Source organism: Saliniramus sp. (assembly GCF_035311605.1).
Classification (GTDB): domain Bacteria; phylum Pseudomonadota; class Alphaproteobacteria; order Rhizobiales; family Beijerinckiaceae; genus Saliniramus.
In genome coordinates, this window is sequence record NZ_DATGCW010000193.1 from 1 (window position 1) to 10,726 (window position 10,726).

The following is a 10,726-nucleotide window of genomic DNA, read 5'->3' on the forward strand; positions in this document are numbered from 1 at the left end:
CGCTGCCGCGCGTCCGGGTGTCGCGGCCATGCCGCCATAGGCGATGCGCGCCGCGCTGACGCGCCGCCCGTCGCAGGCGATGCGGAAGGCGCCCATCACGGCGGAGATATCCTCGTCGAAGCGCTTCGACACCTTCAGGCAGCGAAAGGCGTGATCCCGCCGCAAAGGCGGCAGCGTGACTTTCCAGACGAATTCGCCGGGGCGGCGGTCCTGCTTGCCGTAATCGATGAAATAATCCTCAAGCGGCATGGCGCGGGTCCCCTGCGCGCTGCGCAGATGCAGCTTTGCCCCCCAGGCGATCATCGCCGGGGCGAGATCGCCGATCGGCGAGCCGTTGGCGATATTGCCGCCGACCGTACCGGAAGCGCGCACCTGGGCCGAGCCGAAACGGCGCATCAACTCGCCGAGATCCGGGTCGAGCCGCGCCAGCGCCGGATGCGCGCGGGCATGGCTGACCATGGCGCCGATGGCGAGGCCTGCCTCCCCTTCGTCCAGCGTGGCGAGTTCGCTGACGCGCCCCAGCCAGATGATCTTCTCGATCTCGCGCAGCGACTTGGTCAGCCACAGGCCGACATCGGTCGAGCCGGCGAGCAGCGTCGCGTCGGGATGGGCGGCGCAGAGCGCTTCGAGCGAAGCGAGACTCGCCGGCGCAGCGAAGAAGCGCGCATCATCGCCGATGAACACGTCCCCCCCGTCATCCAGCGCCGAGAGCGCCGCTGCGCGATTGGCGCGGCTGGCGGAAAACGCCGTAGCGGAGGGCTCCGCGCTGGCAGTGCGTGCCGCGTCGCGGATCGGGCGATAGCCGGTGCAGCGGCACAGATTGCCCGCGAGCGCATCGTCGATCATCGCCTTGTCGAGCGGGCGCGGCCCCTCCTCATGCAGGACGAACAGGCTCATCACTATGCCCGGCGTACAGAAGCCGCATTGCGAGCCGTGACGGGCAACCATCGCCTCCTGGACCGGATGCAGCGCGCCACCCTGTGCGAGATCCTCCACGGTGACGAGATCCGCCCCGTCGATCTGGCCGAGCAGCAGGATGCAGGCATTGACCGGCTCGTAGACGAGACGCCCGTCCCGAATCCGCCCGAGCGCGACGGTGCAGGCGCCGCAATCACCCTCCCCGCAGCCCTCCTTGGTGCCGAGCGCGCGAATCTGCTCGCGCAGATAATCGAGCAGCGTGGTACGCGGATGGAATTCGGCAACTTCGCAGGGCACGCCGTTGCGGGTGAAGCGGATCGCCTGGCCTGGCCCCTGTCGATGCCCTGATGACTCGAAATCCGCCATGATGCGCAACCATTCCCCGTTCCTGATCGTCTGAGCCTCATGATGGGGCAGGAAATCGCCGCTGCCAACGGGGCCTTGGCTCTTTCCGCAGGGGAACACGCGCAACCCGTGAAAAAGCGCAAAGCCGCATGGTGCTCCGCGCTTCCCTTGGGTTCTTGAAAGACGTGCCGATCAGGCGGCAACGCGATCGAGGAAGACGTCGATTTCCTTCTGCAGGCTCGCCGTGAGCGCGTCGGCCGATTCGGAGGCCTGGCGAACGGTGTCGGCGGAACCGCTGGTGCGCTCGGCGGCGGCGGCGACCTTGCCCAGCCCCTGGGTGACGTCTTCGGTCCCCTTCGCCGCATGCTGGACGTTGCGGGATATCTCGGCCGTGGCCGCGCCCTGCTGGGTCATCGCCGAGGCGATGGTCACGGTGGCGTTGTTGATCTCGCGCATGCGCTCGGTGATCTGCTGGATCGCGCTGACCGCGCTGCCCGTCGAGGTCTGGATGCCGGCGATCTGCTTGGCGATTTCCTCGGTGGCATTCGCCGTCTGGGTGGCGAGCGTCTTCACTTCCGCTGCGACCACGGCAAAGCCCTTGCCCGCCTCACCCGCACGCGCCGCCTCGATGGTGGCGTTGAGGGCGAGCAGGTTGGTCTGATCCGCGATGGAGCGGATCAGATCGACCACATCGCCGATGCGCTGGGCTGCCTCGGCCAGACCCGAGATCTGCGTGTTGGTGGCTTCCGTATCGCTCAGCCCGTGCTCGACGACCTCGCGCGCCCGTTCCAGTTGCCCTGAGATCTCCGAGATCGAGGCGGAGAGTTCCTCCGCCGCACTCGCCACGGTGCCGACATTCGAGGCCGTTTCCTGAGACCCGCCGGTGGCGTTGTTGATCGCTTCGGCGGAATCGGAGGCGACTTCCGTGAGATCTGCCGCGCGCTCGCGCAGGCTCGCCATATTGGCAGTCAGCTCACCCAGCTTCGCGGCGGCATTGCGACGGAAATCACCGATCGCCGCATCACGCCGGGCCCGCAGTTCTTGCGTGCGCGCCTCCGCCTCCTCGCGCTCCTTGCGGATCGCAGCGCCGGTGGCGCTGTTGTCGCGCAGGATCTCGAGGGCGCGGGCGACGTCGCCGATCTCGTCGCCACGCTCACGATGCGGGATCGGCGTGTCGAGATCGTTCTCGGCCAGCGCGGTGACCCGATGGGAGATCCGGTTGAGCGGGCGGAACAGCCGGCTGGCTGCAAAGGCCGCTGCTCCGGTCACGACGAGGGCGAGCAGGAAGGCGGCGATCAGCATGGTGCGCGTCGCGCTCGCCTGGGCCGCGAGAAGCGGCTCGACATGGAGACCGATGAACAGGATGCCGTTCACCGCACCACTCTGAGCATCGATGGTCGGATGGTAGACGGTGACGTAATCACGCCCGAACAGGGTCGCGGGTCCGACATAGGTCTCGCCGGCGCGCACGATCTCCTGGGCCGGGTGGCCCGGATCGAGATAAGTGCCGAAGGCGCGCTCGCCATTCTCCTTGCGCAGGTTGGTGGAGCGGCGGACGAAATTGTCTTCGGCCGGGTCCATGGCGAAGACGGTAGCGACGCCGCCGGTCAGGACCGAGGTCATATCGACGATCGAATGGTCATCGAAATCGATCAGCGAGGGGCTGACGGCCCGTTCAACAACACCATCGCTAATATCCACTCGGGCTCCGGGGAAATGATCCTCGAAAACAACCCCGAGCGTGCGGATATGATCGCGCCCGGTTTCGTATTCACGGGTCTCCAGCTGCTGCGACAGCTCAACGGATGTCGCAAAGAACATGCCGCCGGCGGTGACGCAGACCGCGACGACCACCAGCGCGACGATCCGCGACGCGAGTTTCATTCTGCTCAACATGGACATTCCTCGATCAGACACACTAAAAACGGGAAAAATTCGCTTATTTCTATTTTTATTTATAAATTTTCCCACTTTATCAACAAAATTTACAATCCTCAGCTTAAAAATACGTGAAACAACAGTAGATACTACTTAAAATGGTCATTTTTTGCGATCATGAAAACTTCCTGTTGCCGATTCAGCGATCGACAGGTGCGCTTTCGGACATTAGTTGGATGCGTGCGGGCTCCAAGGCCATCGCAGTCCGATGAGGTCCGATGATCTGCTTCGACTTGCCTGCGCCCGCATGACTGCGCCGTCGTGCTCTGGCCCGCGCGCCAGACCGATAACGCAATGCTGCGTACTCCAGCCGGGATGACACTGCCGTGATCGACGATATTCCGTTTCTCGACGACGAAACCCGCCCCCGCGCTCCCGTTATCGCCGATGCAACCGAGGCCGACCGGGCGCATGGCCGTCGGCTTTCCCTGTTTCACCGGTTTCATCTGCAACAAATGGCGACGATCGCCCGGGCCATCAGCGCACTGGAACAAGGCACCGGCGATGCCGCAGCGCTCGCACGCGACATCGGCAATATGGCGATGTTGGATAATTTCCGCCGCGTGGGCACCCTTTGCGGACAGGAATGCCAGATGCTCACCCTCCACCACACCATCGAGGACCAGGAAATCTTTCCTCGGCTGCGGGAGCAGAGCGCCGGGTTGAAAGCCGTGATCGACCGGCTTTCGCAGGAACACGAAATCGTCCACACCATGCTCGAACGCCTCGAGCAGGCGGCCATCAGGATCGTGCAAGAGCCCTCGCCGCAGGCGCTGAAGGATCTCCGCGCCGTCTTCGACGCGTTACACGCGGTCGTCGCCTCGCATTTCGGCTATGAGGAAAACGAACTCGCGGAAGCTTTGGGCTATTATCGCGTTCCGCTCTGAGGGGCGCGCTCAGCCCTTCAGGGCTGGCGCATTGAGGGCGCGCGGGCCATCAGGCAGAGGATTTCGAGCGCCATCTGTGCCGCGACATGTGCGGTGTTGCTGGTCGCGTCATATTGCGGCGCCACCTCGACCACGTCGCCGCCGATGACATCGAGCCCCGCGAATCCGCGCATCATGGCCAGCACCTCGCGCGGCGTGAGCCCGCCGACTTCCGGCGTGCCCGTGCCCGGCGCGAAGGCAGGATCGATCGAATCGATGTCGAAACTGACATAGACCGGCCCGTCGCCGACGACCTCCCGGGCCTGGCGGATCACCTCCGGAATGCCGAGCGTGTCGACCTCCTCGGCATGGATGACGCGCATGCCGGATTCGTAGGAGAATTCCCACAGCCATTCGGCCGCGCCGCGAATGCCGATCTGCACGGTGCGCTCAGGATCGAGCACGCCGTCGAGCACCGCCCGGCGGAACGGGCCGCCATGGTGGAACTTCGCGCCCTCGAATTCGCCTGACGTATCGCAATGCGCATCGATGAGGATCATGCCGAGCGGGCGGTCGCGGCCCAGCGACTTGAGGATCGGCAGGGTGATCGAATGATCGCCGCCCACGGCGAGGTGCCGCACACCGGCATCGTCGATCGCCGTGAAGCAGGCCTCGATATCAGCATGGCATTGCTCGAGGGAGAAACGGCTCTGCAGCGGCACATCGCCGATATCCGCTACACGCAATTCATGCACCGGCAGCGCCTTGAAGACATGCTCATAGGGCCCGACCCGCTCGATATTGCGCACGGCGCGCGGGCCGAATCGCGAGCCGTTGCGGTTCGTCACGCCAAGATCCATCGGCACGCCGACGAGCGCCACATCGAGATCAGTATAGCCGGCGCGCGCGGCATCCGGGCGATAGGGCGCATCCAGGAGCGTACCCGGATTCATGAAGGGCCAGGCGCGATTCTCGCCGTCACGGAACTGGGTATCGGCGACGCGTCGAAAATCGGGATCGAAGATATCCCCGCCCTTCGCGTTACCGTAGCGGGCGCGCAAGGCTTCGAGCTTCTCGCGATTCATCGGCTGACTCCCCTGAATTCACACCGCAACCCCGCCTCATGCGCCCGGCCTGGGCTGATGCGCCCCTCGCCGAGGGGCGCCTGTCGAAGCAGGATCATCCCGCGTATCCACCTGCCGGTGAATGCGCGGGACTGCCTGATCGGCCTTGTCCGAAATCGGCCTTGCCTCGATGGCCGTGCCACCGCATCCGGACGAGGAGCGGTCAGCCCCCCTTCTGTACGGATTCCGCCGCCTGGGCCAGGAGCGCCACCATCTGGCTACGGATTTCCTGATCGCTCACCGAGGCGTCGAGATCGCCGCGCAGCTTGCGGAAGACGTCCTCGTCGCCCGGCTCCTCGAAATCGGCGAGTACCACGCTCTTGGCGTATTCCTCGGCATCAGTGCCGCTCTTGCCGAGCTTCCCGGCGGCCCAGAGACCCAGAAGCTTGTTGCGGCGGGCCATCGCCTTGAAGCGCAGTTCCTCGTCATGCGCGAACTTGTTCTCGAAGGCATCCTTGCGGTCGTCGAATGTGGTCATGATCTGCTCGTTGGTTCGGGCTCGATGCGGCGGCTGCGAACGCCACCCTTGTGGAATCGGGTATAGCCCCCCCTGCCCGCCCACGCCACCCGTGTCGTTGCGGATGGGCGGCGATTCCCGACAATCCGCCGCGCGGTGCGAAAGCTTCGTTGTGCATTGCCGTGCGATCATATAGGTTGCGCGCCAGCGGGCGGCCCCGAGCCGTTCGACCGCGCCGGAATTTCCCCGCGCAGCCGATCGTGACCAGGAGCCGCTTTCCGTCCATGGACTTCAACAAAACACGGTATACGCCCATGAATCGCCGCCGTCGCATATACGAGGGCAAGGCCAAGGTCCTCTTCGAGGGGCCCGAACCCGGAACGCTCATCCAGCACTTCAAGGACGACGCCACCGCCTTCAACGCCAAGAAACACGAAATCGTCGACGGGAAAGGCGTCCTGAACAACCGTATCAGCGAGTTCGTCTTCCAGAATCTCAATGATATCGGTGTTCCCACGCATTTCATCCGCCGCCTGAACATGCGCGAGCAGCTGATCCGCGAAGTCGAGATCATCCCGCTCGAAGTGGTGGTGCGCAACGTCGCCGCTGGATCACTGTCGAAGCGTCTCGGCATCGAGGAAGGCACCCAGCTGCCGCGTTCGATCATCGAATTCTACTATAAAAGCGACAAGCTCGACGATCCGATGGTCTCGGAAGAGCACATCACCGCCTTCGGCTGGGCCACGCCGCAGGAGATCGACGACATCATGGCGCTGGCTATCCGCGTCAACGATTTCCTCTCCGGGCTCTTCCTCGGCGTCGGCATCCGCCTCGTCGATTTCAAGATGGAGACGGGGCGTCTGTGGGAGGGTGACATGATGCGCATCGTCCTCGCCGACGAGATCTCCCCCGATTCCTGCCGGCTGTGGGACATCAAGTCCAATGACAAGATGGACAAGGACCGCTTCCGCCGCGATCTCGGCGGGCTGATCGAGGCCTATTCCGAAGTGGCGCGCCGGCTCGGCATCCTCTCGGAGAACGAGAGCACCCCGATGGGCGGCCCGCGCCTCGTTCAGTAAGCGACGCGCGACAGGCATGACGAACGCGCCGGTGCGACAAGCTCCGGCGCGTTTTCTTTGGGCCCTCAGAGCGTTTTGGCCATCTCGCGCAGGCGGAATTTCTGGATCTTGCCGGTGGAGGTCTTGGGCACCTCGGTAAAGACCACCGTGCGCGGGCATTTATAGGCCGCGAGATGCTCCCGGCACCAGGCGATCACATCCTTCTCGGCAAGGTCACGCCCCGGCTTCAACTCGATGAAGGCGCAAGGGGTCTCGCCCCATTTCTCGTCCGGTTTGGCGACCACGGCACAGGCGGCGATGTCGGGATGCTTGTAGAGCGCTTCCTCCACCTCGATCGAGGAGATGTTCTCGCCGCCGGAGATGATGATATCCTTCGAGCGATCCTTGAGCTGGATATAGCCGTCGGGATATTTCACGCCCAGATCACCGGAATGGAACCAGCCCCCGGCAAAGGCCTTTTGCGTGGCGTCCGGATTTTTCAGATAGCCCTTCATCACCACATTGCCGCGCATCATCACCTCGCCCATGGTCGCGCCGTCGGCGGGGACGGGCTCCAGCGTCTGCGGATCGAGCACGTCGAGCCCCTCCAGCGTGACGTAGCGCACGCCCTGACGCGCCTTCTTCGCCGCATAGGATGGTGCGTCCAGGTTATCCCAGTCGCGGTTCCAGTCGTTGACGACGGAGGGACCATAGGTCTCGGTCAGGCCGTAGATATGGGTGACGTTGAAGCCGCGCTCCTTCATGGCGGCGAGCACCGATTCGGGCGGGGGCGCGGCGGCGGTGAAGAAATCGACGCTCTGGACGAACTCGCGCTGCTCGTCCTCCGGCGCGTTCAGCAGGGTCGACATCACGATCGGCGCACCGCACAGATGCGTGACACCGTGATCGGCGAGCGCATCATACATCGCCTTGGCGCGCACCTGCCGCAGGCAGACATGCGTGCCCGCGACGATCGAGATCGACCAGGGAAAGCACCAGCCATTGCAGTGAAACATCGGCAGGGTCCACAGATAGATCGGATGCTTGCCCATGCCGCAGGTGACGATATTGCCCATGGCGAGCAGATAGGCGCCGCGATGGTGGTAGACGACGCCCTTCGGATCACCGGTCGTACCCGAGGTATAGTTCAAAGTGATCGCGTCCCATTCGTCTTCGGGCATGGACCAGGCGAATTCCGGATCTCCGGAGGCGAGAAAATCCTCGTAATCGATCGAGCCGAGCCGCTCTCCGGGCCCGTCATAGACGGGATCGTCCACATCGATCACGATGGGTTTGCGCTTTGCGAGATCCAGTGCCCTGGCGATGGTGGGCGCGAATTCACGATCGGTGAGCAGCACCTTCGCCTCGCCGTGATCAAGGGAGAAGGCGATCACGACGGGATCGAGGCGGGTATTGAGCGTGTTGAGCACGCCGCCCGTCATGGGGACGGCGTAATGCGCCTCGAGCATGGCGGGAATATTCGGCAGCATCGCCGCCACCGTGTCGCCGCGCCCGATCCCGGCCTTGGCGAGCGCCGAGGCAAGACGGCGGGTGCGGGCGTAGAAATCGCGATAATTGCGCTGCAGCGGGCCGTGGATCATGGCGGTATGATCGGGAAACACCGTCGCTGCGCGCTCCAGAAAGGTCAGCGGCGTCAACGGCTGATGGTTCGCCGGATTGCGGTCGAGATGTTCGTCATAGGCATGCGCCATGGTTGCGCTCCTCCCCTCGCGTCTGAACCCGCCGGCGCGCGCTTGCCACGCTGTTTCCGGCGGGTTCAGAGTAATCGTGATTACGCGCCTGTCGAGCCCGGAATCGCGGCGGGTAGAGCGGGTTCGGCGTTGACTTTCGGGGCGCCATCCGCCATAAGCCGCGCCATCGACGACAGTGCTCGCCCGCGAGTGCTGCCGCAGCCATTGCAGCCAGATTGATGCGCAGGCACGGAATCGGAGCCACTCGGCCCGCTCGCGCCTGTGCCATGTGACCGGAGACAGGCCGTGAAAAGGACGTACCAACCCAGCAAGATCGTGCGCAAGCGCCGCCACGGCTTTCGTGCCCGTATGGCAACTGTCGGCGGCCGCAAGATCATCGCAGCGCGCCGCGCCCGTGGCCGCAAGCGTCTTTCCGCGTGAGTACTGACGGGCGCCGGGACGATTCGCGCCCCGATGCGCGGCTTCGTCCTTTCAGGCGCCTGATCAAGCGCAGGGATTTCCTGGCGGCGGCTTCAGGCCGCCGTTTTCATAGCGAGCGCATGACGGTCCAGGGCCGCCTGCGCGACGAGGAAACCGGGGGCATGCGCGTTGGCTTCACGCTGACCAAGCGGGTCGGCAACGCCGTCGAGCGCAACCGCATCAAACGTCGGCTGCGCGCTGCCGTGAGGCAGCTGGGCGGCGGGGCGCCGGACGCGGAAGCTTTAGGGCCAGAGGGCGCAGGGCAGGACATCGCCCCGAACGCGGCTCCAACGTCGGATATGACGGTTTCGCTGCCGGGGGGTGCGGATGCTGCATCGCGAACCGACTGGCCGGCGCTCGCGGCGGACATTGTGGTGATCGGTCGCAGGTCTGCCATTGACGCTCAATTCGATGCACTCGTTGCAGATCTCGCGCGCGCACTGCCGAAGGTGACGAAGCCGGGGGATCCTGCTAAGCGGAGTCGCGGTCAGGGCGCGCGATCACCATCGTCGCATCGCCGTCGTGGACGCGGTGGTATGGCGGCGCGAACGGGGCCTGCCCCGTCGCAACATTCTTGAAGCCTAGGCGTGGACGGGAATCGATGAATCGCGAGGACAACAAAAACCTCATCCTGGCTATCCTGCTCTCGGTCCTCGTCTTCGTCGGCTGGACCTATTTCTATGGCGCGCCCCAAATGGAGCGTCAGCGCCAGGATGCCGAGATGGCGCAGCGCCAGCAGGACGAGGCGCAGACCGGGCAGCAGCAGAACATACCGGTTCCCGGCGAGGCGCAGATGCCGGCGCCGGACGGATCAGCCGCGCCCGTCGCCCCGACGGCGGCCCTGCCCGGCGTCGCCGTCGAGCAGACACGTGAGGCCGCACTCGCCGCCAGTCCGCGCGTCATGATCGATACCGCCTCCAAGCGCGGTTCCCTGAACCTGCGCGGGGCGCGCATCGACGACATCGTCCTCAAGGATTATCAGGAGAATGTCGAGGATGACAGCGACAACATCGTGCTGCTGTCTCCGACCGGCTCCGCCGATCCCTATTACGCGGAGTTCGGCTGGGTCGGCAACGTGCCCGGTGGCCTGCCTGACTCGCAGAGCCTGTGGGAGGCCGATCGCGATCTACTCACCCCCGATGCTCCGGTCACACTGACCTGGGAGAACGAGGCCGGCATCGTCTTCAGCCGCGTCGTGGCGATCGACGACAACGCCATGTTCACGATTGAGGACCGGGTGAACAACCAGGCAGAGGCAGCGGTCACCGTCTTCCCCTATGGCCTGGTTTCGCGCCATGGCGAGCCTGAGACGATCGGCTTCTTCATCCTGCATGAAGGCCTGATCGGCGTCCTCGGCGAGGAAGGCTTGCAGGAATATTCCTACGACAACACGCTGGATGCCTCACGCATCACCGGCTCGGTACGCGGCACGACCTGGACCGACAATAACGGCGGCTGGCTCGGCATTACCGACAAGTACTGGGCTGCGACGATCATTCCCGATCAGACGACGCCCTTCCAGGGACGCTTCACTGTCGATGAGGGCGGCAATCGGCCGATTTTCCAGACGGATGTGCTCGGTCAGGGGCTGACCATCGCACCAGGCGAGACCGGCGGTGTGACGCAACGTCTCTTCGCCGGCGCCAAGGAAGTCGACGTCATTGACGGCTACCGGGACAATTACGGTATTCTGCGCTTCGACCTGCTGATCGACTGGGGCTGGTTCTACTTCATCACCAAGCCGATGTTCTACGCGCTCGATTTCTTCAATGCGCTCGTGGGCAATTTCGGCGTGGCGATCCTCATCGTCACTGTCTTGCTGAAGATCTTCTTCCTGCCGCTCGCCAAC

Annotated in this window: 10 protein-coding genes; 5 read left to right on the forward strand and 5 right to left on the reverse strand. The window is 64.4% G+C overall.

Annotated elements, in window-relative coordinates; translation table 11 throughout:
* Both xdhA and VKP01_RS08840 read right to left on the reverse strand, forming a co-directional pair.
* Nucleotides 1-1,284 (reverse strand): xanthine dehydrogenase small subunit (xdhA, locus tag VKP01_RS08835; protein ID WP_324411782.1); only part of this gene is annotated, 1,284 nt, incomplete at its 3' end.
* A gap of 171 nt (nucleotides 1,285-1,455) precedes the next feature.
* Nucleotides 1,456-3,159, reverse strand: coding sequence for a methyl-accepting chemotaxis protein (locus tag VKP01_RS08840; protein ID WP_324411783.1), 1,704 nt, complete (start codon nucleotides 3,157-3,159; stop codon nucleotides 1,456-1,458).
* Between the two features lie 368 nt (nucleotides 3,160-3,527).
* Here VKP01_RS08840 and VKP01_RS08845 point away from each other — a divergent pair, with 368 nt between their 5' ends.
* A complete protein-coding gene (locus tag VKP01_RS08845) occupies nucleotides 3,528-4,088 on the forward strand; it encodes a hemerythrin domain-containing protein (RefSeq protein ID WP_324411784.1) in 561 nt (186 codons plus the stop codon).
* A gap of 17 nt (nucleotides 4,089-4,105) precedes the next feature.
* Here VKP01_RS08845 and speB read toward each other — a convergent pair whose 3' ends face one another.
* Both speB and VKP01_RS08855 read right to left on the reverse strand, forming a co-directional pair.
* The gene (gene speB / locus VKP01_RS08850; protein WP_324411785.1) at nucleotides 4,106-5,152 is read right to left on the reverse strand and encodes an agmatinase; all 1,047 of its coding nucleotides are present in this window, start codon (nucleotides 5,150-5,152) and stop codon (nucleotides 4,106-4,108) included.
* A 202-nt stretch (nucleotides 5,153-5,354) separates the two neighbouring features.
* Nucleotides 5,355-5,669, reverse strand: coding sequence for a DUF1476 domain-containing protein (locus VKP01_RS08855; RefSeq protein ID WP_324411786.1), 315 nt, complete (start codon nucleotides 5,667-5,669; stop codon nucleotides 5,355-5,357).
* A 263-nt stretch (nucleotides 5,670-5,932) separates the two neighbouring features.
* Here VKP01_RS08855 and purC point away from each other — a divergent pair, with 263 nt between their 5' ends.
* The gene (gene purC, locus VKP01_RS08860; RefSeq protein ID WP_324411787.1) at nucleotides 5,933-6,727 is read left to right on the forward strand and encodes a phosphoribosylaminoimidazolesuccinocarboxamide synthase; all 795 of its coding nucleotides are present in this window, start codon (nucleotides 5,933-5,935) and stop codon (nucleotides 6,725-6,727) included.
* Nucleotides 6,728-6,792: 65 nt separating this feature from the next.
* Here purC and VKP01_RS08865 read toward each other — a convergent pair whose 3' ends face one another.
* Nucleotides 6,793-8,418, reverse strand: a complete 1,626-nt coding sequence (locus VKP01_RS08865; protein ID WP_324411788.1) for an acyl-CoA synthetase — start codon at nucleotides 8,416-8,418, stop codon at nucleotides 6,793-6,795.
* A gap of 285 nt (nucleotides 8,419-8,703) precedes the next feature.
* On the opposite strand from VKP01_RS08865, the gene rpmH reads away from it, so the two are divergent.
* The 3 genes from rpmH to yidC all read left to right on the forward strand — a co-directional run.
* Nucleotides 8,704-8,838, forward strand: coding sequence for a 50S ribosomal protein L34 (gene rpmH / locus VKP01_RS08870; protein WP_074444741.1), 135 nt, complete (start codon nucleotides 8,704-8,706; stop codon nucleotides 8,836-8,838).
* The gene (gene rnpA, locus VKP01_RS08875) at nucleotides 8,835-9,455 is read left to right on the forward strand and encodes a ribonuclease P protein component (protein ID WP_324411789.1); all 621 of its coding nucleotides are present in this window, start codon (nucleotides 8,835-8,837) and stop codon (nucleotides 9,453-9,455) included. The genes rpmH and rnpA overlap by 4 nt, the downstream gene beginning before the upstream one ends.
* A 23-nt stretch (nucleotides 9,456-9,478) precedes the next feature.
* Nucleotides 9,479-10,726, forward strand: a 1,248-nt coding sequence (gene yidC, locus VKP01_RS08880) for a membrane protein insertase YidC (RefSeq protein ID WP_324411790.1), incomplete at its 3' end; no start/stop codon positions are given.

What these genes read in the sequence shown, in the direction of transcription:
- VKP01_RS08840 (WP_324411783.1), bottom strand. Translation starts at nt 3,159, where the DNA reads ATGTTGAGCAGAATGAAACTCGCGTCGCGGATCGTCGCGCTGGTGGTC.
- purC (WP_324411787.1), top strand. Translation starts at nt 5,933, where the DNA reads ATGGACTTCAACAAAACACGGTATACGCCCATGAATCGCCGCCGTCGC.
- VKP01_RS08855 (WP_324411786.1), bottom strand. Translation starts at nt 5,669, where the DNA reads ATGACCACATTCGACGACCGCAAGGATGCCTTCGAGAACAAGTTCGCG.
- VKP01_RS08865 (WP_324411788.1), bottom strand. Translation starts at nt 8,418, where the DNA reads ATGGCGCATGCCTATGACGAACATCTCGACCGCAATCCGGCGAACCAT.
- speB (WP_324411785.1), bottom strand. Translation starts at nt 5,152, where the DNA reads ATGAATCGCGAGAAGCTCGAAGCCTTGCGCGCCCGCTACGGTAACGCG.